Source organism: Bradyrhizobium sp. Ken51, from assembly GCF_055807435.1.
Genome location: NZ_JBVVPB010000004.1, coordinates 343429 through 368403 on the forward strand (window position 1 = coordinate 343429; position 24975 = coordinate 368403).

Annotated in this window: 23 protein-coding genes; 10 read left to right on the forward strand and 13 right to left on the reverse strand. The window is 64.6% G+C overall.

From position 1 onward, the window contains the following. Positions 1–6: 6 nt before the first annotated feature. Positions 7–1155, reverse strand: coding sequence for an acyl-CoA dehydrogenase family protein (locus AC0L27_RS11035; RefSeq protein ID WP_354208030.1), 1149 nt, complete (start codon positions 1153–1155; stop codon positions 7–9). A gap of 5 nt (positions 1156–1160) precedes the next feature. Beyond that, positions 1161–2015: an enoyl-CoA hydratase gene (locus tag AC0L27_RS11040; protein WP_354061783.1), complete on the reverse strand. Its 855-nt coding sequence runs from the start codon at positions 2013–2015 to the stop codon at positions 1161–1163. A 182-nt stretch (positions 2016–2197) separates the two neighbouring features. On the opposite strand from AC0L27_RS11040, the gene AC0L27_RS11045 reads away from it, so the two are divergent. The 3 genes from AC0L27_RS11045 (at position 2198) to AC0L27_RS11055 (ending at position 4333) form a co-directional block, all read left to right on the forward strand. Further along, positions 2198–2806, forward strand: a complete 609-nt coding sequence (locus tag AC0L27_RS11045) for a LemA family protein (protein WP_354208028.1) — start codon at positions 2198–2200, stop codon at positions 2804–2806. Between the two features lie 138 nt (positions 2807–2944). Beyond that, on the forward strand, positions 2945–3832 hold the full coding sequence (locus AC0L27_RS11050) for a TPM domain-containing protein (protein ID WP_354208026.1): 888 nt from the start codon (positions 2945–2947) through the stop codon (positions 3830–3832). Between the two features lie 3 nt (positions 3833–3835). Beyond that, positions 3836–4333 (forward strand): TPM domain-containing protein, encoded by a 498-nt coding sequence (locus tag AC0L27_RS11055; protein ID WP_354208024.1) that lies wholly within the window; start codon positions 3836–3838, stop codon positions 4331–4333. A 209-nt stretch (positions 4334–4542) separates the two neighbouring features. Here the strand turns inward: AC0L27_RS11055 and AC0L27_RS11060 are convergent, their stop codons facing one another. Continuing rightward, positions 4543–5355 (reverse strand): MBL fold metallo-hydrolase, encoded by an 813-nt coding sequence (locus AC0L27_RS11060; RefSeq protein WP_275173626.1) that lies wholly within the window; start codon positions 5353–5355, stop codon positions 4543–4545. Next, on the reverse strand, positions 5352–5723 hold the full coding sequence (locus AC0L27_RS11065) for a Crp/Fnr family transcriptional regulator (RefSeq protein WP_035974430.1): 372 nt from the start codon (positions 5721–5723) through the stop codon (positions 5352–5354). Before AC0L27_RS11065 ends, AC0L27_RS11060 begins: the two co-directional genes overlap by 4 nt. A 289-nt stretch (positions 5724–6012) precedes the next feature. On the opposite strand from AC0L27_RS11065, the gene AC0L27_RS11070 reads away from it, so the two are divergent. The 3 genes from AC0L27_RS11070 (at position 6013) to AC0L27_RS11080 (ending at position 8838) form a co-directional block, all read left to right on the forward strand. Next, positions 6013–7005: a hypothetical protein gene (locus AC0L27_RS11070; RefSeq protein WP_354208356.1), complete on the forward strand. Its 993-nt coding sequence runs from the start codon at positions 6013–6015 to the stop codon at positions 7003–7005. Positions 7006–7098: 93 nt separating this feature from the next. After that, positions 7099–8646 (forward strand): hypothetical protein, encoded by a 1548-nt coding sequence (locus AC0L27_RS11075; RefSeq protein ID WP_354208019.1) that lies wholly within the window; start codon positions 7099–7101, stop codon positions 8644–8646. Positions 8647–8673: 27 nt separating this feature from the next. Further along, positions 8674–8838 carry a hypothetical protein gene (locus tag AC0L27_RS11080; protein ID WP_275173628.1) on the forward strand — a complete coding sequence of 55 codons (165 nt, stop codon included), beginning with the start codon at positions 8674–8676 and terminating at the stop codon, positions 8836–8838. Positions 8839–8847: 9 nt separating this feature from the next. Here AC0L27_RS11080 and AC0L27_RS11085 read toward each other — a convergent pair whose 3' ends face one another. From AC0L27_RS11085 to putA, 3 genes are all read right to left on the reverse strand, one after another. Further along, complete coding sequence (locus AC0L27_RS11085) at positions 8848–9495, reverse strand: glutathione S-transferase family protein (RefSeq protein ID WP_354208017.1); 648 nt, start codon at positions 9493–9495, stop codon at positions 8848–8850. A gap of 151 nt (positions 9496–9646) precedes the next feature. Then, on the reverse strand, positions 9647–10852 hold the full coding sequence (locus AC0L27_RS11090; RefSeq protein WP_354208015.1) for a CaiB/BaiF CoA transferase family protein: 1206 nt from the start codon (positions 10850–10852) through the stop codon (positions 9647–9649). A gap of 113 nt (positions 10853–10965) precedes the next feature. Continuing rightward, positions 10966–13965: a bifunctional proline dehydrogenase/L-glutamate gamma-semialdehyde dehydrogenase PutA gene (gene putA / locus AC0L27_RS11095; RefSeq protein ID WP_354208013.1), complete on the reverse strand. Its 3000-nt coding sequence runs from the start codon at positions 13963–13965 to the stop codon at positions 10966–10968. 114 nt (positions 13966–14079) lie between these two features. On the opposite strand from putA, the gene AC0L27_RS11100 reads away from it, so the two are divergent. After that, the gene (locus AC0L27_RS11100) at positions 14080–14541 is read left to right on the forward strand and encodes an Lrp/AsnC ligand binding domain-containing protein (protein WP_279661271.1); all 462 of its coding nucleotides are present in this window, start codon (positions 14080–14082) and stop codon (positions 14539–14541) included. A gap of 169 nt (positions 14542–14710) precedes the next feature. On the opposite strand, the gene AC0L27_RS11105 is transcribed toward AC0L27_RS11100, so the two are convergent. The 4 genes from AC0L27_RS11105 to AC0L27_RS11120 form a co-directional block, all read right to left on the reverse strand. Then, positions 14711–14911, reverse strand: coding sequence for a cold-shock protein (locus tag AC0L27_RS11105; RefSeq protein ID WP_007596519.1), 201 nt, complete (start codon positions 14909–14911; stop codon positions 14711–14713). A 208-nt stretch (positions 14912–15119) separates the two neighbouring features. Continuing rightward, a complete protein-coding gene (gene sorB, locus AC0L27_RS11110) occupies positions 15120–15428 on the reverse strand; it encodes a SorB family sulfite dehydrogenase c-type cytochrome subunit (protein WP_354208010.1) in 309 nt (102 codons plus the stop codon). 11 nt (positions 15429–15439) lie between these two features. Then, on the reverse strand, positions 15440–16639 hold the full coding sequence (gene sorA, locus AC0L27_RS11115) for a SorA family sulfite dehydrogenase catalytic subunit (protein ID WP_354208008.1): 1200 nt from the start codon (positions 16637–16639) through the stop codon (positions 15440–15442). A 134-nt stretch (positions 16640–16773) separates the two neighbouring features. Next, complete coding sequence (locus tag AC0L27_RS11120; protein WP_354208006.1) at positions 16774–18510, reverse strand: adenylate/guanylate cyclase domain-containing protein; 1737 nt, start codon at positions 18508–18510, stop codon at positions 16774–16776. Positions 18511–18850: 340 nt separating this feature from the next. On the opposite strand from AC0L27_RS11120, the gene AC0L27_RS11125 reads away from it, so the two are divergent. Further along, the gene (locus tag AC0L27_RS11125; RefSeq protein ID WP_354208355.1) at positions 18851–20416 is read left to right on the forward strand and encodes a glycosyltransferase family 39 protein; all 1566 of its coding nucleotides are present in this window, start codon (positions 18851–18853) and stop codon (positions 20414–20416) included. 192 nt (positions 20417–20608) lie between these two features. On the opposite strand, the gene AC0L27_RS11130 is transcribed toward AC0L27_RS11125, so the two are convergent. Then, positions 20609–21637 carry a YcjF family protein gene (locus AC0L27_RS11130; protein ID WP_473318936.1) on the reverse strand — a complete coding sequence of 343 codons (1029 nt, stop codon included), beginning with the start codon at positions 21635–21637 and terminating at the stop codon, positions 20609–20611. Beyond that, positions 21634–23103: a YcjX family GTP-binding protein gene (locus AC0L27_RS11135; protein WP_354208002.1), complete on the reverse strand. Its 1470-nt coding sequence runs from the start codon at positions 23101–23103 to the stop codon at positions 21634–21636. The genes AC0L27_RS11130 and AC0L27_RS11135 overlap by 4 nt, the downstream gene beginning before the upstream one ends. 184 nt (positions 23104–23287) lie before the next feature. Here AC0L27_RS11135 and trhA point away from each other — a divergent pair, with 184 nt between their 5' ends. Next, positions 23288–23983, forward strand: a complete 696-nt coding sequence (gene trhA, locus AC0L27_RS11140; protein WP_354208000.1) for a PAQR family membrane homeostasis protein TrhA — start codon at positions 23288–23290, stop codon at positions 23981–23983. Between the two features lie 50 nt (positions 23984–24033). After that, positions 24034–24828, forward strand: a complete 795-nt coding sequence (locus tag AC0L27_RS11145) for an SDR family oxidoreductase (protein ID WP_354207998.1) — start codon at positions 24034–24036, stop codon at positions 24826–24828. Positions 24829–24975: the final 147 nt, after the last annotated feature.

Below are 24975 nucleotides of genomic sequence, written 5' to 3' on the forward strand. Positions count from 1 at the left end.
CTTGTATCAGGCCGGCACGGTGGTGCGGCCAAGCCGGGCGTGGCGGCCATAATGGTGGGCGCTGCCGCCGAACAGCGTGTCGAACGCGACCAGCCGCTTGAAATAGGCGCCGACCTCGAGCTCCTCGGTGACACCCATGCCGCCGTGAAGCTGGATTGCCTGCTCGCCGACGAAGCGCGCGGATCTGCCGATCTTCGCCTTCGCGCCGGAGGCGGCCCGCGCGCGCTCGACCGGATCGGCATCGACCTTCAGCGCGGCGCGCAGCGCCATCGAGCGCGCTTCGTCGACCTGCACCGCCATGTCGGCGAGGCGGTGGCGGATCACCTGGTTGGCCGAGAGCGGCCGGCCGAACTGCTTTCGGATTTTGGTGTACTCCAGCGTGGTGTCCAGCAGCACCTGCATGATGCCGACGGCCTCGGCACCGACCGCGGCCATGGCGCGGTCAACAGCCCATTCGATTGCCGGCAGTGCGTCGTGGCCATTGCCGAGCAGCGCATCCTCCGGCAGTTGCGCATCCGACAGCACGATGTTGCAGGCCCGCCCGCCGCCGAGGCGCTCGTAGTCGGAGATCGCAACATTTGGCGTCGTCGCCGGCACCAGAAACAGGCCGATCCGCGCCGACGGTCCCTGATGATCATGGATATGCGCAGAGACGATGATCTCGTCGGCGGCGTGGCCGTCAAGCACGGCAATCTTGTTGCCGGCAAGGCGCCAGCCTTGCGCCGTCTTGTGGGCGGTGGTTGCGACCTTGGCAAGGTCGAACCGCGCCGCGCGCTCGGAATGCGCGAGCGCGAGCTTCAACGATCCGTCCGCGATCTTCGGCAGGATTGCCTGCTTCTGCGCCGTGCTGCCGCATCGCTCGATCAACGCAGCGCCAAGCACGACTGTCGCGACATACGGCTCCGACACCAGCCCGCGGCCGAATGCTTCCATTAAAATGCCGATCTCGACCGCGCTGCCGCCGAGCCCGCCAAACTCCTCCGCGATCGGCAATGCAAGCCAGCCGAGTTCGGCGAATTGCGTCCACACCGCCGGGCTGAAGCCGAGCGGGTCGTTCGCCATCTTGCGGCGGTGATCGGCATCGTAGCTTTCGGCCACGAAACGCTCCGCGCTTTCGCGCAGCAGCCGTTGCTCGTCGGTGAGATTGAGATCCATCCCGTCTAGTCCGCGGCCGCCGGCGGCTTGCGCACGGAGGGGTGCAGGCCGGATGGATCGACGACCATGCCGAATTCCTGAAGATTATGCGCGTGACAGAGCTGATGCAGCGCAAAGGCCTGGTCGATTGCCGCCGGTTGGCCCATGACGTCAACCGAACGATTCACCGCCTCCTTGGTCAGCTTCAGTGCAAAGGACGGTTTTGATGCGATCCGGCGCGCCAGCTCCAGCACGCGCGATGAAAGCTCCGCGCGCGGCACGATCCGGTTGACCATGCCGAGCTGGTGCGCCTCCTGCGCGCTCCAGCTGTCTGCGGTGAACAGAAATTCCTTGGCCTTGCGCGGGCCGAGCTCCCAGGGATGCACGAACCATTCGACGCCGCAGACACCCATGGTGACCACGGGATCGCAGAACTGCGCGTCGTCGCTGGCGACGATGAGATCGCAGGCCCAGGCCAGCATCAGCCCGCCGGCGATGCATTTGCCGTGCACCTCTGCAATCGTGGGCTTGGCGAGGTTGCGCCAGCGCCGCGTGATCTGGAGATAGATCTCCTGCTCGCGCGCGAAGCGGCCATGGGCGTTTGATTCGGCGAAGCCGCCCCAATTTCCGATCGGCGGAAAATCCACGCCTGCTTCATTCTTGCTGCCGGGTCGCAGGTCATGGCCCGAGGAGAAGTGCGGACCATTGCCGGCGAGAATGATGACCTTGACCGTATCGTCCTGCACCGCCTCATCGAAGGCGGCGTTGAGATCGTAGGTCATTTGCAGGTTCTGCGCGTTGCGCGCGTCGGGCCGGTTCATCACGACCCGGGCAATCGCCGGCTCCGGCCTCTCCACGAGGATGGTCTCGAACGAGCTCATCGCGTTCCCCTGGCGTTCCCGAACCGGTTTATTGTTCCCTTGAGTTGACTATTACAGCCGGGATTAAGCAAGAGGCTTGCGTACATCGGCTGCTTTTGGCGGCCTCGGCCCGGACGCAAGATGTCTGGCATCTCGCGCATGCAATCTGGTAGCTTGCGCCCGATTCCACCGGGAGAAATTTGATGCGCAAGATCCTGACCGTGCTGGCGGCGCTGGCCTCGTTGAGCCTCACCAATTGCGGCTATAACGCGATCCAGAGCGAGGACGAGCAGATCAAGGCCAACTGGTCCGAGGTCGTGAACCAGTATCAGCGCCGCGCCGATCTCGTGCCCAACCTCGTCAACTCGGTGAAGGGTTTTGCGCAGCAGGAGAAGGACGTGCTGCTCGGCGTCACCAATGCCCGCGCCAAGGTCGGCAGCATCCAGGCGACGCCGGAGGTGCTGAACGATCCCGCCGCATTCCAGAAATTCCAGGCCGCCCAGGGCGAGCTCTCCGGCGCGCTGTCGCGGCTGCTGGTGGTCACCGAGAACTACCCGCAGCTCAAGTCGGATGCGCTGTTCAAGGATTTGATGTCGCAGCTCGAGGGCACCGAGAACCGCATCACGGTGGCGCGCAACCGCTACATCAAGGCGGTGCGGGACTACAACGTCACCATCCGTTCGTTCCCGAGCAACGTCACCGCGATGATGTTCGGCTACAAGGAGAAGCCGAACTTCACGGTCGCAAACGAGAAGGAAATCTCGACCGCACCGAAGGTCGATTTCAATCCGGCGCCCGCGCCGTCGAAGTAAGTGCGCGCTTTTTTGCGCATGCGCCTAGCCCCACCCACCGCCGTCATTCCCCGCGAAAGCGGGGAATCCAGTACGCCGCGGCTTCACCGTATCCCGCCGGCGTCTCTGGAATACTGGATCGCCCGGTCGAGCCGGGCGATGACAGCGAGGTTGTGGTGCACGATAGTCCTTTTGTCGCTATTGCTTGGCTCAGTATTCCCCGCCTCAGCCGATGTCGCCATACCCCAGCTCACCGGCCGCGTGGTCGATCAGACCGGTACGCTCTCCAGCGGCGACATCGCCGCGCTGTCGCAAAAGCTGCAGGACTTCGAGACCCGCAAGGGCAGCCAGCTCGTCGTCCTGATCGTGCCGACGACGGATCCGGAGACGATCGAGCAGTTCGCGATCCGCGTTGCTGAGGCCTGGAAGATAGGGCGCAAGAAGGTCGACGACGGCGCCATCCTCGTCGTGGCCAAGAACGACCGGCATTTGCGCATCGAGGTCGGTTACGGCCTCGAGGGCGCGCTCACCGACGTCACCTCGCGGCGCATCATCGATGAAGCCATCACGCCGAAATTCAGGAGTGGCGATTTCGCCGGCGGCATCACGGCGGGCGTCGATCGCATGATCCGCGTCATCGATGGCGAGCCGCTCCCGACGCCCTCGCGCAGCGTGAATTTCGGCGATTGGAACGACATCGAACCGCTTTTCTTCTTTCTGCTGTTCGGCCCGCTGGTCATCGGCGGCATCCTGCGCTCCATGTTCGGGCGGCTGTTCGGTTCGGGGATCACCGGAGCGATCGTTGGTGTCATCGCCTGGTTCGTGATCGGCTCTGCGGTGATCGGACTGGGCGTCGGTGTGCTCGGCGCTGTCCTGACGTTTATTGCCGATCTGTTTGGGGCGGGATCGGGCACGGGATCCTCGCGTCGCGGCTCGTGGTCGAGCGGTTCGTCATCCGGCGGCTGGAGCAGCGGGTCGTCGTCGAGCGGCGGCTTCAGTGGCGGTGGCGGCAGCTTTGGCGGCGGCGGTGCTTCGGGGAGCTGGTAGGTCATGAGCATCAGGCGCATCACCCGGCATCTGCTCCAGCACCATTGGCGTGCCAAGCAGGTGTTCCCTAAGGGCGTGCTCGACCGCATCGAGCAGGCGATCAAGCGCGGCGAAGCCATGCATTCCGGCCAGGTGCGGTTCGTGGTCGAAGGCGCGCTCGACGGCGGCCCGCTGTTTCGTAACCAGCCGGCGCGCGAGCGGGCACTCGACGTCTTCTCGCAACTACGCATCTGGGACACCGCGCACAACAACGGCGTCCTGATTTACCTCCTGCTCGCCGACCGCGATGTCGAGATCGTCGCCGACCGCGGTATCGATACGAAGGTTGGCGCCGAGGGCTGGGAGAGCATCTGCCACGCGATGGAAGTCGAGTTCAGGTCGGGGCAGTTCGAGCGCGGCGCGATCGGCGGGATCGAGGCGGTGTCGCGAGAGTTGGCAAGGCATTTCCCGCCAAGCGGAGCGCACCCGAACGAGCTGCCGGATGCGCCGGTGGTGATCTAGCCGCTACAAGCAGGCGGTGACGGAGTCCCGCTGTCGTCCTGGCGAAAGCCAGGACCCATTACCCCAGGGAGAAGTTTGGCGAAGATTCATCGTTCGGTACGCCTGCTGCGTACGACCGATGGACCTCGCGGTATGGGTCCTGGCTTTCGCCAAGACGACGTTGTGGGGGCATCGGTGCTTCGCCCCGCGGACGGACGCCCGCGGCGCATTTAATCATCCAGCTTGTTCAAATCCCGCACCGACTGCATGATCGGCTCGAAATTCGAGCGCGCATCCAGCGCGTCGAACAATTGTGCTGTGTCCTCCAATAGACCGTGCGACCGCGCGATGGCGATACGCACGTCTTCCTGCGGCGTGTCCGACAGCCGGCCGTGGCCTGATAGCAGGATCTTCGCGTTCAATCCCTTGAGCCGCTCCAGCGATTCGATGTAGTCGGCGATGCTGCCCGAACCGAACACGCCGCCCATCACGCCGCCTGGCATGAGCGTATCGGCGGCAAACAGCAGCCCCTTGTCCTGATCGAACAGCGTGATGCAGGCCGACGTGTGTCCTGGCGTGTGCATGACGTTGAGACGGAAATTGCCGAGGTCGATCAGATTGCCTTCCTCGAGCCAGATGTCGATATTAACAGGTACGTTCGGCTCGTTGAACATCTTTCGCAGCATCGAGAAGTCGTCGCGCAGCATGATCTTGTTGGCGGCGAGGCGATGGGCGGCGACGAAGGTGCGGCGCTCGTTGAAGTGCCAGGCCGCGCCGATGTGGTCGAGATGCTCGTGGCTGAGCACCACCATGTCGATCTTTTCCGGCGGGCAGCCGGCGAAGTTCAGGCATTCGACCATCGCCGCATAGTTCGAGGACAGCCCGGTATCGATCAGGATGGTCCGCGCCGAGCCGCGCACGAGATAGACGTTGGCGGCGCGATTGGAGAAGCGGATCTGGTAGACGTCGTCCGCGGCCTGGATCAGCGAGCAGGTGTCGTTCTTCATCAGGACCGGAAAGGCCGTGGGCTTGCCGTCGCTCATGATTGGGCCGCCCGGTAGCTGACCGCGTTGGCGGCGCGCAGGCGTTTCGACAGCGCATCCATCACCATCAGTGCAAACGCCGGCTGCTGGCTGACGAGATAGACGAAGCGGGCGTGGTTGACCCTCATCACCTTGGTGTTCGGTGCCGCCGCGATCGCGGTCGCCGAACGTGCGGAGCCGTCGATCACGGCCATCTCGCCGAAGAATTCGCCCTTGCCGAGTTTGATGATGCTGGTCTTGCTGGCGCCGCTGATCTTGGCGATCTCGACCTCGCCGTCGAGGACAACGTACAGCTCGCGGCCGGTCGAGCCTTCCTCGAAGATGATGTCATCGACGCCAAATTCGTTGATGCACTTCTCGATCGTCATGACACCCCCAAGGGCCGTCTGCAGCCGTTCTGGCTGACAGGACAGTCATGTTAGCGGGGTAACAGGGGCGGGCAAACAGCCCGTTCGGCGGGAGCGTGGCCTGCCGCAGGGCAGCATCGGCTGACAATTTGTTGCACAGCGCCACACCGGTTCCACGTTCCCGGCCCAATTCGGCCCCGGATGAGTTCCTAAAATTTTGGTAAGCGGGTCCGCAGGTAAGGAATTCGCAAGCAATGAAAGTTACCAAAAGGTCAACCGAGACTGGAGTATTTGAGCCGTGAGCGAACCAATGGCCGAGCAGGCCGTCCAGGATACTGGCGTCGTCGAAGCCGCCGCGACCGCGCCGCAGGCCGTCGAGGCTGCGGGGATCGAGGCCCCTTCGATTGCCCCCGACCACGAAACGCCGCCCAAGCCTGATCCAGTGAAGCCCGACCCGGTCAAGATCGAGCCGCCAAAAATCGAGGCCTCGCGGATCGAGGTGCCCAAGTTCGAGGCCAAGGTTGAGCCCAAAGCCGAGACCAAGTCCGAGCCAAAGCTCGGCAAGCTCATCGTCATGGCACCCGCGGAGCGGTCCTGGGACCGTGAAGAGTTTGCCCCGCATGTGAAGTCGGACGAGCCGCGCGAGGCCGGCGGCAAGCGCCGCCTGTCGGCGATGGCCGCGGTGGTGGCGATTGCGGCCAGTGTCGGCGCCATCAGCGGCGCGCTCGCGACCGCAGGGATGATGCACTTCGCAAGCCCCGCGCCGGCCCAGGTTGCCGACACCAGCGCGCTGGAATCCTCGGTCGCCCGGATCGATGCCGATGTCGTCGCGCTCAAGGCGAACGTAGAACATACCTCCAAGACCGGTCTCGGCCAGTTCAACCGCACCAACGACCGCCTCGACAAGCTCGAGAAGGCGCAGGCCGAGCCGATGGCCAAAATCGCGAAGCTGTCGGAGACCGTCGACAAGCTCCGCGCCACCCCGACGGCGGCTCCCGCCCAGGCCGCAGCCGCCGTGCCAGCCAGGGAGACCACCGGCTCGATCGCGCCGACCCAGGTTGCGACCGCCGCAGCTGCGCCGGCTCCCGCCGCGCCCAAGCCCGAGGTCGGCCGGCTGCCGACGGTCGAAGGCTGGGTGCTGCGCGACGTCTCCAACGGCGGCGCGCTGATCGAGGGCCGCGGTGGCCTCTACGAGGTCTACGCCGGCGACCCCATCCCCGGCGTCGGCCGTGTCGATGCGATCCGCCGTCAGGACGGCCGCTGGGTGGTCGTCACCAGCAAGGGGCTGATCGTCTCGCGCTGAGCGGCTGCTATCCGATTTCCGAAAAGGCGCTTCACCACCATGTGAAGCGCCTTTTTGCTTGAATAGCCGTCCCTGCGCGGTGTTACCTGAGACATGAGCCGCGCGTTGCGAATTCTCGTTGCCGTCGCCGTGTTTTTCGGTGGCATCGTGTCGTCGTTGGCCGCGGAGAACGCGCAGCTGGCGCGCGGCACGGCGATCACCGATCCCGATCTCCTGCGCGAGCTCGACCGGCACGATGCACTCACGATCTCGCGCCTGTTGTGGCCGGAGCGGAACGCGGATTTTCCGCTGACGACCGATCTGATGTTTTCGTGGCTGTCGCAGCTCAAGGAAATTCGCCCCGCGATCGAGGCGGAGATCGACCGCTACGCCGCCCGGCAGAAAGAGGCATATCCGACCGAGACCATCGGCGTCGGCGAAGGCTTCGACGTGCAATTGTTCGATCGGTCCAATCTGAAATCCCGCGACACCCGTTTCGTGCTGGCCGGCATCGTCAACCGGATGGACCGGGCCTATGTCTCGGAAGAGTCCTGCGGCGAGATCAGGCTGATCTATCGTCTTGCACGTTTCGAGACCAAACCGGACGGCGACAGGACAGCCACGCGGCTGCCGATGACGCTCAACCTGGTGATGAAGGCGCGCGATGCGCGGCAGACGGATGCGAGCGGCAAGCCGATCACCTGCGCCGAGGTCGCGCGACGCTGGCTCGGCAATGGCGACTGGCAGGGGCTGATCGGCAGCAGCTTCCATCCTTACGATGCGATGCTCGATCGCATCGAGACCAACATTCAGATCTCGGTTGCAGCGAAATCGGCACTGCACGATTTCCGCTCCGATTATCTGCTCAAGGTGTTCAAGTACGACGCTGTCTCGAAGACGTTCGCGGAATCGACGCTGGAGAACCAGATCGACCGCGACAGTATTCTTGCCGATAATGATCTCCGGCGCGACTTCAGGGATTGGCTGCTCGCGCCCGATCATCTTCGTGAGTTCGATCGCGGCACGGTGCTGATCCCCGAGAAATTCCTGGCCAAGGCTGCAATCGTGCCGACGCCAGCCGGCCTCGATGCTTCTCCGTTGCAGCCGGAGTTCGGGATGATGCAAGGGGAGGGCAATGGAGAGGGACAAGGCGAGCCGGTCTTCTCCGAGAACGACGTAGTTGGTGCGCTGAAGCAAGCTGCTGCGCGCGGGGACATGCTGAACGTCCGCTCCGTCGCGGGCTTCCAGCGCCGCCTCAATGACGTCAGTTGCGCCGGCTGCCATCAGACCCGCGGCATCGGCGGCTTTCATTTTCCGGGCGTCGATTGGCTTGCGGACAAGCCGTCCAATGCCACCATCGTGCCGGCTTCCCCGCATTTTCTTGGCGACCAGGTCCGCCGCCGCGACATCCTGACCGCGATGGCCGCAGGCAAACGCCCTGATTTCTCACGTGGATTTGCCAGCCGGCCGCAGACCCGCGGCAGCACTGAGTTGGCCGGGACCGAATATCAGGACGGCTGGGGCGCGCATTGTTCCCTGGAAAATGCGGGATCGGGATCGGCCGACAGGAGTTTTACGTCGTGGAGCTGTGCTAAAGGGCTGACCTGCCAGGCTGCCGCGGCCTCGCGCCGCATCGGCATGTGCTTCATCAAGACGCGTTAGGCCGCTTGCAACCGATTTGGATGACCGATGACGGACTCCAGCGAAGCCAACAAGGAGCGCAATCGCGAGATCGCGCAGAATGAAGAAGCCAAGCAGGTCAGTGGCAGCGTCCGCGTCAGCACCTGGGCGGTCGCGGTCGTCGTCATCATCGGCGGAATCCTGGTCACGCTCGGCTGGCTGGCGCTGAAGTAGTCGGCGCCCTCACTTCGCGTAGTTCGTCATCCGCTTGCCGGGCAGCAGCTCGTAGGCCGGCTTCCATCCGGGCAGTGCGGCCATGCGGCCAAGCCAGGCGTGGATGGCGGGATAGCTTTCCGCGAAATCGAAGCCGTGCTCGTCGCTCGGATAGTGCAGATAGGCCATCATCGAGATATCGGCGACCGTCGGCCTGGTGCCGATCGCGAATTCATTGCGCTGGAGATGGCTATCGAGGATGCCGAGAAAATCCTCGAGCCGCCGGCGGAAATGTTTCAGCACCTGCGGATCGTTGTTTTGCGTGAAGGCGCGCATGAAGCGGTAGGTCGCCATGTAGCCGGTGAGCTTGTGGTTGTCCCAGAACAGCCAGCGCAGCAGCTCGAACTTTTCCTCCTCGGTCTCGGCGCCGAACTGCCCGAACTGCTCGGCAAGCTTGAGCAGGAGAGGCGCGGTCTGCGTCATCTTCACACCGTCGACTTCGAGCACGGGAATCTCGCCCATCTCGTTCACGCTCTTGCGCCATTCCGGCGTGCGCGTGACGCCGCCGCCAAAGTCGGTCCAGACCGGCTCGAACCTCTCGCCGCAAAGCGTCAGCATCAGCGCCAGCTTGTAGCTGTTGCCGGATTCGGGGAAGTAGTGCAGGCGGTAGCTGGGCATGTGACCTCGTGATGGCTTTGCCAATCTTTATACCGCAATGTTCCGATGTCGTCATTGCGAGCGCAGCGAAGCAATCCAGCAATGCATCCGCGGTGGGATTCTGGATTGCTTCGCTGCGCTCGCAAGGACGGGGTTGCGTCAGCGTGTCGCCTTACTCAACCGCCCCCTGCGACCGCAGCTGCTTGATCGCCGCCTCGTCGTATCCCGCGCCACGCAAAATCTCGTCACTGTGCTCGCCGACGCCGGGCGGTTTGCGCGGCTGCACTTTCTTGGCGCCGTCGATCCAGATCGGGCTGGAGATGGTGAGCATGGTGTCGTTCTCGAACGGTACCAGAACTTCGTTGTCGAGCATCTGCTTGTCGTTCGGGATGTCGTCCAGAATGCCGACGATGCCGAACACCAGCCCGTTGCCGTCGAGGATCTTGCGCCATTCGGCGAGATCCTTGGTCGCAAAGGTCTCGTCAAAGATCTTGATCAGCTCGACCGAGCGGGCGTGGCGGTCGGGTTTGGTGGCGAAACGCGGATCGGTGATGAGGTCTTCGCGGCCGAGACACTTGGCCAGCGTCGGAAACTGCTTCTCCTCGCTCAGCAGCGACAGGATCAGCCAGCGGCCGTCCTTGCACTGGTAGTGGTTGGCGACCGCATTCAACGCGCGTTCGCGCGGCCGCCGCTCGGCGAACTTGGCGCCGCAGAGTTTAGCCTGCGCCAGCACGCTAGCGGCCCACACGCCGTTCGCCATCAGATTGGAGGCGACATGCGAGCCCTTGCCGGTCTTCTCGCGCTGGTACAGCGCGGTGACGATGGCGCCGTAGAACGCCATCGCGCAGGGATGGTCGCCCATGCCGGCGACCGAGCGGGCCGGCGTCGTGTCGGTGTCGGCGCGGACGAGGTCCATCAGGCCGGAGCGCGCCCAATAGGCGTTGCTGTCGAAGCCGGGCTTGTTGGCCTCTTCGCCTTTTTCGCCATAGCCAGTGAAGGAGGCGTAGATCAGGCGGTCGTTGAGATGGGCGAGATGGTCATAGGTGATGCCGAGCTTGGCGCGCACTGGCGGCGGCATGTTTGTGATGAAGACGTCGGCCTCTTCCACCAGCTTGTAGAGCACGGCCTGCGCCTCGGGCTTTGAGAGGTCGAGCGCGATGCTCTTCTTGTTGCGGGCCTCAAGCAGCCAGGCGAAATTGTGCTCGCTGCTCGGATAGCCCGGAATGTTGGGCAGGTTGCGGTAGGGATCGCCGGCGCCGGGCGGCTCGATCTTGACGACATCGGCACCGAAATCCGACAGCACGGTCGCGGCGGCTGGTGCTGCGATGAAGCTCGCGCAATCCAGCACCTTGAGCCCTGCAAAAATGCCCTTTTCCATTGCGGCGTCGCTCCCTCGCTCGTGTTGTTTCCCGCGCGCTGGAATTGGCGAGGGCCACGTCACGGCAGCATTAGACCGATGTTTCGGCGGGATGCAACGCTCCTCGCCGCGCCTCACTCATCTCCTGCGAGCAGGGCAGCGTTGCCACCGGCTGCTGCGGTGTTGATCGTTACGGTCTGCTCGGTCGCAAAGCGCGCGAGGTAGTGCGGGCCGCCGGCTTTCGGACCGGTTCCGGACAGGCCGTTGCCGCCAAACGGTTGCACGCCGACGACAGCGCCGATCATGTTGCGATTGACGTAGATGTTGCCGATCTGGACACGGTCGACGATCGCCTCGATCGTATCGTCGATACGGGAATGGATGCCGAGCGTCAGCCCGTAGCCGGTGCGCTCGATGGCTTGCAGGACGCGTTCGAGATTTTCGGCACGATAGCGCACGACGTGGAGAATCGGGCCGAACACCTCCGAGGTCAGCTGGCCGGCATCCCCAAGCTCGAAAATATGCGGCGCGACGAAGCAGCCCTCCGGCGCGCTGCCGGCAAAGTGCAGCCGCGCCTCGGTCTTCATTCGTGCGATGTGCGCATCGAGGCGCTGCTTGGCCTCGACATCGATCACCGGGCCGATATGGGTCGCGACGTCGCTCGGATCGCCGATCTTCAACTCGCGCGCCGCGCCCGCGATCATCTCGATCATGCGGTCGGCAACGTCCTCCTGCACGAACAGCAGCCGCAGCGCCGAGCAGCGCTGGCCGGCGGAACGGAACGCCGAGGTGACGACGTCGTCTGCGACCTGCTCGGGCAGCGCAGTCGCATCCGCGATCATGGTGTTGATGCCGCCTGTCTCCGCGATCAGCGGCACGATCGGCCCGTCCTTGGCCGCCAGCGCCCGGTTGATGCTGCGCGCGACCTCGGTCGAGCCGGTGAAGACGATTCCGGCGATATCGGGGTGCGCGGTCAGCCCGGCGCCGACGCGGCCGTCGCCGACGACGAGGTGGAGCGCGCTTGCGGGGATGCCGGCCTCGTGCAGCAGCCGTATCGTCTCAACCGCGACGCACGGGGTCTGCTCCGCGGGCTTGGCCACCACGCTGTTGCCGGCCATCAGCGCGGTCGTGACCTGGCCGAGGAAGATCGCCAGCGGAAAATTCCATGGCGAGATCGCCACGAAGACGCCGCGGCCGCGCATGGCCAGCGCATTGCTCTCGCCGGTCGGACCCGGCATCGCCACATCATTGCCGAACAGCTTGCGGCCCAGCGCGGCGTAATAGCGGCAGAAGTCGGCGGCCTCGCGCAGCTCCGACAGCGCATCGTCGAGCGTCTTGCCGCCCTCGCGTTGCAGCAGCGCGATGAAATGGGGCGCGCGGTTCTCCAGAAGATGCGCGGCCTGCTCCAGCGCCGCTGCGCGCGTGGCTGCGGGTGTCCGGCTCCAGGCGGCAAAGCCCGCGCGCGCAGCCGTCACGGCCGCGTTGGCCTGATCCGGCGTTGCATCGGCGATCGGCTTGAGATCGATCCTCTCGGCCTTGACGTCGGTCAGCAACCGGTCGAGCGCGGCTCGCGCGCCGAATTCGACGCCGCGTGAATTGCGCCGCTCCGGCGCGAACAGATCGCCTGGCAACGGAATCTTGGGATGGGCCGCCTGCTGCGGCCGGACAACGGCATCCGCCGGACGTTGCAACAGCGCCGTAACAGGCACGCGGTAATCGGAGGCCTGCGCCACGAAGGAGGAATTGGCACCGTTCTCCAGCAGTCGCCGCACCAGATAGGCGAGCAGGTCGCGATGGCTGCCGACCGGGGCGTAGGTGCGGTAGGCGATGTCGGGGTGGTCCTTGGCGAGCTGCTCATAGAGCGCCTCGCCCATGCCATGCAGGCGCTGGAATTCGAAGCCGCCGTTTTCACCGGCAAGCTCCAGCACGGTCGCGACGCTCAGCGCGTTGTGGGTGGCGAATTGCGGGAAGATGCGTGGCCGCAGGCTCAACAGCTTTTGGGCGCAGGCGACGTAGTTCAGATCCGTCATCGCCTTGCGGGTGAACACAGGGTAGCCGTCGAGCCCGCGCTCCTGCGCGCGCTTGATCTCGGTGTCCCAATAGGCGCCCTTGACCAGCCGCACCATCAGCTTGCTGTCGTGCGCGCGGGCGAGCGCATCGACATAGTCGATCACGGCGCCGGCGCGCTTCTGATAGGCCTGGATCGCGAGGCCAAATCCGTCCCAGCCGGCAAGCGAGGGATCGGCGAGCGTTGCCGCGATCACGTCGAGGGACAATTCCAGCCGGTCGGCTTCCTCGGCATCGACGGTGAAGTTGAGATCATGGGCCTTGGCGCGCTGCGCCAGGTCCAGCAGTTGCGGCACCAGCTCAGCCATCACGCGGTCGCGGCTGATCGCCTCAAAGCGCGGATGCAGCGCCGAGAGTTTGACGGAGATGCCGGGCCGGTCGGGCAGGGGATGGTTGCCGGCCGTCTTGCCGATGGTCTCGATCGCACTGGCATAGGCGTCGAAATAGCGCCTGGCGTCAGTGGCCGTGCGCGCGCCTTCGCCGAGCATGTCGAAAGAATAGCGCTGCCTCTCACCGGAGCGTGGCCGGGCCCGCTCCAGGGCCTGCTCGATGGTCTCCCCCAGCACGAAATGATTGCCCATCAGCCGCATCGCCTGGCGCGTGGCGGTGCGCACGGCCGGTGCGCCCAGCCGCTTCACCAGCCGGCCGATGGTGCCGTCGGGCGTCTCGCCGGGCTGGATCACCCGCGCCGAGAGGCCTAATGCCCAGGCCGAGGCGTTGACCAGGAAGGCGGTAGACTTGGTCTCGTGGTGGATGAAGTCGCCCTCGCCGAGCTTGTCCTCGATGAACTGGTCGGCGGTGTGCGCATCCGGCACGCGCAGCAGCGCCTCGGCCAGCACCATCAAGGCCAGCCCTTCCTTGGTCGAGAGCGCGAACTCCCGCAGCATGTCCTCGACCCCACCAAGCCGGTCGTCGCGCTTGCGGATCGCTTCGATCAGCCGGGTCGCGGTGCGATCGATCCGCGCCTCCTGCGGCGCGCCGAGATGCGCAGATGGCAAAAGGCGCGCGGCGATGTCGGCATCATCGGGCGCGTAGGGAGCGATGAAGGGAGGTGGAATGTTCGGCATGGCGTATCCTGTGGCTCCAATCCAGGATAATGCCCACGCGACCTTAGCTCGATAGACAATTTAGCTCATTCGGCTTAGAAAATGAAGCTATCGAGTTATTTGGCCTTATGAATTATGGAATTAGATCGCATCGACCGGAAAATCCTCTCGATTTTGCAGCAGGACGGGCGAATCGCCAATGTCGAGCTCGCGGAACGCATCGGGCTGTCGCCGACCTCGATCGGCGAGCGGCTGAAGCGTTTGCAGCGAGAGGGTTTTATCGAGGGCTATGGCGCCCGGCTGAACCCGCACCGGCTCGGCCTCGGGCTCCTGGTGTTCGTCGAAGTGCTGCTCGACAAGACCACGCCCGACAATTTCGAGCGTTTTGCCCGCGCGGTGAAACTCGCGCCCGAAGTGCTGGAGTGTCACATGGTTGCCGGCGGCTTCGACTATCTTGTGAAGGCGCGGCTGGCGGACATGACCGCGTATCGACGTTTCCTCGGCGAGACCCTGCTGTCGATGCCGGGCGTGCGCGAAACGCGAACCTATGCGGTGATGGAAGAGATCAAGCGCGACGCACCATTGCCGGTGGACTAACGAAGTGCCGTCGCGATTGTCATTGCTGGGGCGTCGAACGGGCGGTCTTCGCGGGCAAATAGTTCTCCGTGTGCAATCGCAACGCCTGTCGTCGAGTGCACTGACCGTCTTCTGAAATTTCTTGGCCCGGCTCCCGGATCGATCCGGGAGTTAGCAACAGCCGGCGGGCTTATACTTTGAGGTTCTCTGCGGAGCTTTTGCCTCGGTTTGCGATCTCTTCATATTCCACCGTCTGTCCTTCGTTCAGGGACGACAGACCGGCTTTCTGCACTGCCGAGATATGCACGAACACATCCTTGCCGCCCGACGCAGGCTGGATAAATCCATAACCCTTCGTCGGGTTGAACCACTTGACCGTACCTTTAGCCATCACGACTTCTCCGCGGGTCTTCCTCCGAGATCTCGAACCGCCAGTCCCCGCCAACCGGCCGGTTCGGTCCTAATACGATACGCGGAATGTGGCTGGCTTGGTAGCTCAAACCACATCGGCATTTCGCCGAATTCCGCTCAACTTCGCGGCGTTTTTGCCGGATTTGCCCGTTTCGCGGTCACTTGGTCCGCGCGCCGCGCGCCATCCGTCAATAAGTCGCGGCCAGATAATCGACGATCTTGCCGACATCGGCATCGTCGATGGGGGCGCCATAGACCTTGATCATCTTGGTCACCTCGGCCTGCCAGAAACCTTTCTTGTCCTTCATTGGCGGCTGCGTGTTGATGTAGTCGGACGAATGGCAGGCCGTGCAATTGCCCTGAACCACTTCGAGATTGGGCCCGGGCTTGAACGCCGCGACCTCATCGGGGGTCTTGTAGTTGACCGGTGCTGCAAGTGCCGCACCCACCACGGCGGCGAGGGCGAGTGCGATGGCGAGGAAAACGGTGCGCTGCATGATCATTCCCCTCAAGCCACGGTGACGCGGACGGTTTCGACGACGTTGCGAAGATAGCCCGCCGGATTCCAGCGCGGCGTATCCGGCTGGGTTTCGCCGCCATTGCCGGTGGCGCGCACCTTGAGCTCGTGGGAGCCCGCCGCGAGCTTCACCGGCAGTGTCCATTCGCGGAACGAGTATTTGCCAAGATCCTTGCCGAGCCTGGTGCTGGTCCAGGTCTTGCCGCCATCGGTGGAGACCGCGACCTCCTTGATACCCTTGCCGCCGTCGAAGGCGATGCCGCGCAGCGTGGTGCCGCCTGCTTTCAGCTTGGCGCCGTCGGGGACGCTGGTGATGAAGGAACGGATGGTGAAGCGGTTGATCGGGATCGTCGCCTTCGGTGCGGTGCCGGGCTCGACCGCATTGTTGGGCGTGTCGGGAATGCGATAGGCCGACTTCATCCAGAAACCGTCATAGACATTGTCGACGACGGTGATCTCGTTGAGGTGCTTGACCCAGTAGGTGCCGAAATAGCCGGGCACGATCAGGCGCAGCGGAAAGCCGTTGAGGAAGGGCAGGTCCTCGCCGTTCATGCCATAGGCCAGCATCACCTCGCCGTCGCTGGCATGATCGATATCGAGTGCCTTGACGAAATCGGGCGTCTTGTCGCTGATCGGACCGTCCATGCCGTTGAAGGTGACCTGCTTGGCGCCGCTCTGCACGCCCGCCATCGCCAGCACGGCCTTCAGCGGTACGCCGCGCCAGCGCGCATTGCCCATCGCCCCGTTGGCGAGCTGGCCGCCGGCCACGCGCGGATCCAGGAAGCCGCGGCTGTTGCCGGAGCACTGGTTGACGGCGACGATCTCGGTCGCCTTCATCTTCCTTATGTCCTTGAGCGACAGCTTGAGCGGCTTGTCGACCTTGCCCTTGACCTCGAGCGTGAACTTGTCGGGGTCGAGACTGTAGGGCAGGTCGGAAAGGTGATAGCGCACGAAGAACGCGTTATTCGGCGTGATCGGGCCGTCGTTGAACACCGCGAACGGCGTCTCGAGCTGCGGCGGGCGGCTGGTCAGGCCGATCATCGGCCGCTTCTGCGGATATTTCACCAAGGGCCGTTCGCCATTGGCAAAGGGAAGGGTGACGGTGTCGAGTGCCAGCGCTTTGGTGGAGTTCAGTGCAGTCGCAACAGCGGCAAGGCCCGCTCCTTTGAGCAGGTCGCGTCGATCGAACATGTGGTCTCCTCCCGGAGCTTTTCGTTGATCGCGGTCATCACCGCAATCTCGCGCTCATCTGTCGCAACGACTCGGATGAAGTCAATTCGTGCTTTCGCAGCAGGCCCATGCCGCTGCGTTGCAGCAAGCCGGTGTTACGCCGCGACGCGTTCGCCGTGATCGACCAGCGCCGACAGCTCCCTGGCGTCCGCGACGACGCGCACGGCCATCGGTTCGTCGCGGCCGCGGATCGCGACCTCCTGCTGCGGCAGTGCATCGTCGGCAAGGCCGGCGGTGCGGCGGACTTCCTCCGACACGACCGCTTCGCAGGCCAGTGTCTTGGTCATGTCCTGGAGCCGGGCCGCGACGTTGACGGCATCGCCCAGCGCCGTGAAGACGATGTGATCGCGATAGCCGATGTCGCCGATGATGACCTCGCCGCCGTGGATGCCGATGCCGAAGCGGATCGGCTGGCGCAGATCGTGGCTCAGGAGCTCGTTGAGCTCGTCGATATGCACGGCGATGCCGGCTGCTGCTTTCAGCGCCTGCCGGCAGGCTTCTTGCGGATCGGCGCTCAGTCCGAACAGCGCCAGCATGCCGTCGCCGACGAACTGGTTTGGCTGGCCGCCGTTCTCAATCACGGCCTGCGAGACGGCGCCGAGGAAGCGGTTGACGATGAACACAGTGTCGAACGGCAGCCGCTTCTCGGCGAGCTGTGTCGAGCCGCGCATGTCCACGAACAGGCTGACGAGATAGCGCTCCTGGCCGATTCTGGCGGGCGTCGAGGCCTGCGCGCTCGCTGTCAGGGTATGCGCGGTGAAGAGCTGGAAGAAGGAGAGATCCGACGTCGGCCGCAGCTGGCAGGCGAGCCTGATCGAGGGGTCGCTGGTGCCGACACGGGTGAGCACGAACGCCTCGCGCTGCGACGGCTCGGGCAGGGCATCATGATCGCCGATGATGCGGATGCGGCAGGTCGAGCAGCGGGCGCGGCCGCCGCAGACGCTGGCATGCGGCACATTGTGGCGAAGGCTCGCCTCCAGCACGGAGAGGCCTTTTGGGACGCGCACCGTCTTGCCGTTGCCGTAGGACAGCGCGATCATGCCACCGCGTCGTTCGCGCAAGGCCCGTACGCCGCGTGCGGCCAGCGCCAGGGCGAGCAATCCGAGATAACCGGCGGTGAGGCCGCCGGTGATGCGGTCGAGCGTCGTGGCCTCGGCCGTCGTGCCGACCTGGCGGCGTGTGAGATTATGCGTCCGCCATTCCCCATCATCGGCCTCGATCTCGACGCTACGGCCACCCTGGTAGACACCCAGCAGCGACAGCGTCGGAATCAGCACGGCCGCCGCGAGCAGATAGGGCGCCGCGCGCGTGAAGAGCGGTTTGAGGCGAAGCCAGAAATAGATGCCGATGCAGCCGTGCACCCAGGCGATGAGAAGCAGGATCGTCATCGTCCAGATCCGACCTGGCGATGCGACAAAGAACAGATAGAGTTCTTGCGGATAGAGTTTCTGGTGTCCGTACAGCGTCTGGCCGAGGCGTACGCCGATCACATGCCCCATGACGAGGGCAGGGATGCTGAGCCCCAGCACGAGCTGCAGCGGCTCGACCGTCCGCCAGCGGAACTGCCGGCGCTGATACAGCGCATAGATGCCGAGCCCCATATGCGTGAGCGCCGCCGTGTAGAACACGATCGTTACAGGCAGGAACTGCCAGAACAGCGTGTGGTAGTAGACCCCGATCTCCATGGCATCGACCGAGATGTTGCCGAGCGCATGGTTGAGGAAATGGCTGATGACATAGGCGAACAGGATGACGCCGCAGACCAGCCGCAGCTGGCGCAAGCTGATGGCGCGGGAAAGCTCGGAAAATCGTGAGGATGCGGTTGCGGCCATGATTCTGTTGTATCAGTTCATGAAGGAGAACAGCCAGCGTCGCGTTTAATTCCGGGGATGGCCCGCTTGCGGGATCACATCCGCGGCACGCCGCCGCTCACTCGACGTCGTCCCGGACAAGCGCGCCCTTGGGCGCGCGCAGATCCGGGACCCATAGCCACCGGACCGGGTTTGGCGACGACTCGTGGCGATCAGCTCGTGCCACGCCACTCCCTGTGGCTATGGGTCCCGGGCTCGCGACTACGTCGCGCCCCGGGATGACAGGTTTCTTCCCTCAACATTGACTCCCCCTCCCAGGTTGGCGAAAAGCGCCGCCGTGACGACAGCTCCCGACATCACGATGCCCCCCGTAGGCGCGGCGCGCCGGCCGCTCGTCATGGCCGCGGCGATCATTGCTGCGATGACGCTGCTGCGCATGGTCTACGCCTCCGCCATCGAGCTGCGTACGGACGAGGCCTATTACTGGACGTGGTCGCAGGAGACGGCGCTCAGCTTCCTGGATCATCCCCCCGGCATCGCCTGGCTGATCCGGTTCGGCACTGTGATCTTCGGCGACACCACGCTCGGTGTGCGCTTCGGCGGCATCGTCGCGATGCTGGTGACGCAGCTCCTGCTCGCCGACATCGTCCGCCGCCTCACCCATGATGTGCGCGCCGTCGTGCTCGCGGTACTGATGCCGGAAGCCGCGCTCTATTACGGCCTGCTGATGGCGAAGGTTGCGCCCGATGTCGCCATGATCCCGCTTGCGGTGGCGATGATGTGGTGCCTGGTGCGGCTTGCGCAGGGCGGCCACGGTCGCTGGTGGCTCGCGGCCGGCCTGTTCGCCGGGCTGGCGATGCTGTCGAAATTCACCGTGATCATGTTCGCGCCGGCGGTTGCCGCCTTTCTGCTGGTGCCGGATTGGCGCTGGCGCTCGCTGCGCAGCCCCTATCCGTATCTAGCGGTCCTGATCGCAATCGCCGTGTTCTCGCCGGTCCTGATCTGGAACGTGCAGCACGACTGGGCCGCGATCCGCTTCCAGGGCGTGCGCGCCACCACCAGCTACGGCTTCTCGCTCCGCACCTTCGGCGATTACATCGGCCTGCAATTCGGACTGGTCGGCTTCGTCATGCTGCCGGTGGTGCTCACAGGGGTGGTGCTGACGGCGTGGCGCGGTTATCGCACGCGCGAGCCGGTCGCGATTTTGCTGTCGACCGCGGTGCTGGTGCCATTTCTCTATTTCCTGGCGAAATCGCTGACCCTCCGCGTCGGCGACACCTGGCCGATGTTCATGTGGCCGGTCGGCTTTGCCGCCGCCGCTATCAACCTCACCATGCTGCCGCGTGAGAAGTGGTCGGCGCGAATGATCAGGTCGTCGCTGTTCTGGGCCAATACGGCGGTGGTCTCGGGAATCGCTTTTGTCGTGGTCGTGTTCCTCTATTACGTCGCCACGCCCTGGAATTTGCTCGGCAAGATCGATCCGATCGGTGCCGAGTCCGGCTACGAGCAGGTCGCCGCGCGCGCACAGGCCGCATTGGACGAAACCGGCGCGACCTGGATCGCCACGACGGACTATCGCACCTATGCCATGATGCGCTGGCTGTTCAGGGGCCGCGTGCCCGTGATCGAGATCAACGAGCGCGGCCGCTTCCAGGACTTTCGCGATCCCGGCCTGGACCGGATCCGGGGGCACGCCGGCATCTATGTCGGACGCGAGCCGGACAATCGTTCGCCGCTGTGGGAGATCATCCCCGCCAAGCGCGAGCAACTCGGCCAGGTCGAACGACGCTGGCGCGGCCTCGTGATGGACACGTACGTGGTGGAGAAGCTGTCAGGCTGGACCCCGGAGCTGTCGCCACCGAAGGACTCACCGCTGTTCCAGTGGCGCGTGCTGGCGGGCGAGTTTGAGTTGCGTACGCTCGCCTAGCAAAGGCGGGCTTCTTCCTTCTCCCCTTGTGGGAGAAGGTGGCGCGAAGCGCCGGATGAGGGGTCTCTATCGGCTAAGACGACTGCGAGAGGCGCGCGCGGAGAGAGACCCCTCACCCGTCTCGCCGCCTTGCGGCGAGCCACCCTCTCTCGCAAGAGGAGAGGGAACAGCGCTCGCGTCGCGAACAGAACGCTACTCCTCCTCATCCTTCTTCCGCAGCAGATCCGTCGCGAGGTCCGACAGTTTTGGCGGCGGCAGGGCCGCGAATGGCAGCGGCCGTGTGACGTCGATCGCGGCGAGGCCCAGCCGGGCCGTCAGCAATCCATTCAGCATGCCTTCGCCCAGCCGCTGCGACAGCTTCGCCGCAATGCCGTGGCCGAGCATCTGCTGCACCAGGCTGTCGCTCGCCGCCATGCCGCCGGTGATGGCGAGATGGGCGATGACGTGGCGGAGCAGGCGGATCATGCCGAGCGCACCGGGGCGGCCGCCATAGAGCCGCGCAAGTTGGCGTATCAATCTCAGAGACGCCACGAATACGAACAACACGTCGATTGCGGCACGCGGGCTCACCGCCGTGACGATCGAGACCTTTTGCGCGGCTGACGACACCAGCCGCCGCGCCTCAATGTCCAGCGGCGACATCAATTCGCGCTCCGCGAGCCGGATCATGTCGGCGCCGTCGATGATCTCGCCGGCGTGGCTCTCCAGTGCGGCACGGGCGCGTGCGAGCTGCGGGTTCTGGTGTGCGATCTTGAGCAGATCTTGCACGATGATTCGGCTCTCCTTGCGGTCGTCGCTGGCAAGCACGGCGGCTGCGCGCTGATGCAGCTTTTCGATCGTTGCCAGCCGCGCCAGTCCGAACGCCTCGCGTCCGGTCACCACCGCGAGCGCAAGCGCGGTGACGGAGGCAAGCGCGAGTCCGACGAAGCCGAGGCTTTCGCTGCGCGCAAACAGATCCTCGATCAGACGAACGACGCCGAGCCCGACCCCGAGCAGCGTCAGCCCGGCAACGCCGGACCAGAACAATGTGCCCCAGAGAAAGCCGCGCCGCGCCGGAAGCATCGCTGCGATCGGCACCGGCAACGTCAGTGGATCGGGCTCCGGCGTGATCTGGATGGTGGTGCGGCCGAGCCGGGTCGTCTCGTCGGCCTCGGTGACGACGACGCCGGGGTCGTCGAGCCGGAACGTCGCCGGCCGCCGTGGCTTCGATCGGTCGTTCATGACAATTTGTCTCCGATCAGGAACTGCAAGGCGCGGTCGAGGCGGATGTGAGGCAGCGCCGGCTGGTCGCTCCCCTCGCGTTCGAGCTTTGGCGGACGGAAGCGCAGGAATCGAAAATCGCTCTTCTCGGCGGCCTCGGTCGAGAGCCCGCGGAACGCATCGGTGCCGTTGAACAGCGGCTCGGGATCCAGCGGCAGATCGCCCGGAAAGGTAGCGACCTCGGTATTGCCGTCGAAGAACTCGCTGCCGGCGCTTTCGCCCGCGGCCGGTGTTCCCAAAATTGACGGCAATTTGTCACGGCCATGCGCGACCTGCGCCTCGCGCGTGGCGCGGACGGCGGCGAGCGCGACGACGTCGATTTCCGCGCCGGTAGTTTCCGCGCGGGCAACGGCGCGGGTCACCGCGCGGCGCAGCACGGCCTCGAGCCGGTCGTGGCTGAAATGATGCAAATGATCGGCCTTGGTCGCCGCGAACAGCACGCGGTCGATGCGCGGCCGAAACAGGCCGCTGAGGAACGTGCTGCGGCCGATGTTGAAGCAGTCGAGAATGCCCGCGAGTGCGGCTTCGAGATCATGCAGCGCTTCGGGGCCGGCGTTGAACGCGGCGAGCGCGTCGGCCAGCACGATCTGGCGATCGAGCCGGGCAAAATGATCACGGAAGAACGGCCGCACCACGACGTCCTTGTAGGCCTCATAGCGGCGCACCATCATGGCCCACAGCGATCCCTCCGGCGCCTGGCCGCCCGCGGGAACGTCGAGCGGCGCAAAGGTCAGTGCCGGTGTGTCGGCCAGATTGCCCGGCATCAGGAAGCGGCCGGGTGGCAAGAGGCTCATCGCAAACCGCTCGTCGCGGCAGCCTTGCAAATAGCCCCTGAACAGCTTTGCGGCCGTGAGCGTCGCCTGCTCGTCCTCGCGCGCCTTGGGCTTGAGCGTTGCGAGATGCGCGTGCCAATCCGCGGCAAGATGGACGCGCGGCGCCTCGCGCGACAACGCCAGGCTTTCGGCCGACCATTGCTCAAAACTCTTCTGAAGCAGCGGCAGGTCGAGCAGCCACTCGCCGGGATAGTCGACGATGTCGAGCGTCAGCGTGCGGTCGGCGCCGTTCTGGCGCTGGTAGTCGATGACGAGCCTGAGCTCGCTGATGTCGACAGTCGAGCTCGGCCAGCGCCGCTCCTCGATCAGCGCGCGCAGATGGCTCTCATAGGCAAATCTGGGGACGGCGTCGTCCGGCTGCGGCGCCAGATGCGCCCGTGCGATCCGCCCGGATGAATAGGCCTCGAACACCGGAAACCGCCCACCGCGCGTCAGACCGTGGATCAGCGCGGTGATGAACACCGTCTTCCCGGCCCGCGACAGGCCGGTGACCCCCAATCGTACCGTCGGATTGAAGAAATGCTCGCCGTAGTCGATCAGCGCCCGAGCCGACAGGCGCGCCTCCTCGAACATATCCTGGAAACTAAATGCCATATGAACGTTGGGAATCCCGGGCGGGGGCGGATACGCAAAAAGGACTAGTCACAAAAGTGGCAACTGCCTGAGGAAAATCAAGCTTCATACTTCCACCGTCTTTGTCGGCAAATCAGCCGTTTGAACGACGCGCCGATCCCGAAACACCCATACAAGAGGGTATTGTCTCACTTTGCGGATTGCCATGACCGTCTTCCACCTGAAACAGCTCGCATCCTCCTCCGTCCACGCCGCCGCCGACGCGATCGGCTGGCACTACGACCGCGCCGAGTTAATCGCCGACGGCGTGATCCACGCGATCGGCGTGCTCTGCGGCATCATTGCCGCGACCGTGCTGGTGGTGCTGACGGTGCTCTATGCCGACGCGACCGACATCGTCGGCGTCGCGATCTACGTCGCCGGCCTGCTCTCGATGCTGGTGTTGTCGGCGACCTATAATCTGTGGCCGATCTCACCGGCCAAATGGCTGCTGCGGCGATTCGACCATTCGGCGATCTATCTCCTGATCGCGGCGACCTACACGCCGTTCATCCTGGAGGTGAAGGACAGCGGCTTCGCGCTGGTGCTGCTCACCGGCGTCTGGTGCGTGGCGATGCTTGGCATCGTGCTGAAACTTCTCTACCCCGGCCGGTTCGACCGCGTTGCGGTCGGCATCTATCTCGCCATGGGCTGGAGCGGCATCATGCTCTACGATTCCGTGGTCAAGGCGCTGCCTGCGCTGGTGCTGGGCTTCATCCTTGCCGGCGGCCTGCTCTACAGCTTTGGCGTGATCTTCCATGCCTGGCGGCGGCTGCGCTTCCAGAATGCGATCTGGCACGGCTTTGTCTTGGCCGGCGCGGCATGCCATTATACCGCGGTGCTCGACCTCGTGTTGAGCTGAGCAAGCTCCGCGAAGCGGAATAAGCGTAGCGGTATAAGAGGAGACGTCGCATGCAGGTGACCGGCAAGGTCGTGGTCGTCACGGGCGGCGCCAACGGCATCGGCAAGGCGCTGTGCGAGGCGTTTCACAAGGCGGGTGCGGCCAAGGTGGTCGTCGCCGACATGGACGCGGACAACGCGCGGGCGGTCGCTGCCACAGTGGATGGCGCGGCGTTCAAATGCGATGTCGCGCAGGAAAAGGATATTTCCCACGTCATCGATGAGACCGAGCGGCAGTTCGGCCCAATCGAATTGTTCTGCTCCAATGCCGGCATCGGCGGCGGTTTCGATCCGATGTCGGTCAATGCCGGCGGTGCCTCGGATGAGCCGTGGCAGCGCAGCTGGGCTATTCACGTCATGGCGCACGTCTATGCGGCGCGGCATCTGATCCCGCGCATGAAGGCGCGTGGCGGCGGTTATTTCCTCAACACGATCTCGGCCGCGGGACTGCTGTCGCAGGTCGGCAGTCCGGCTTATTCCACCACCAAGCATGCCGCGGTCGGCTTTGCCGAAAATCTCGCGATCTCACATAAGGCACACAACATCCGTGTCTCGATCCTCTGTCCGCAGGGCGTCGACACCAACATGCTGCGTTCGATTCCCAAGGGCCCGCAATCCGGCGACGGTGACCTCTCGCCCGAGCAGGTTGCCAAGGACGTGCTCGCCGGCCTCGCGCAGGAGACGTTTTTGATCCTGCCGCACCCGCAGGTGCTCGGCTACATGCGCAAGAAGACCGAGAATTACGACCGCTGGATCGGCGGCATGGCCAAGATCCAGGCCAGGATGCGGGACGACTTCGGGACGTAGGGAAGGCGGGCGCCAACACTCGCTGTCGTCCCGGCGAAGGCCGGGACCCATAATCCCAGGGAGTAGTTGTTTGGCTCGGCCGTAAACTCCGAGTCCTCGTGACCACATCCGCCTGTGGGTATGGGTCCCGGCCTTCGCCGGGACGAC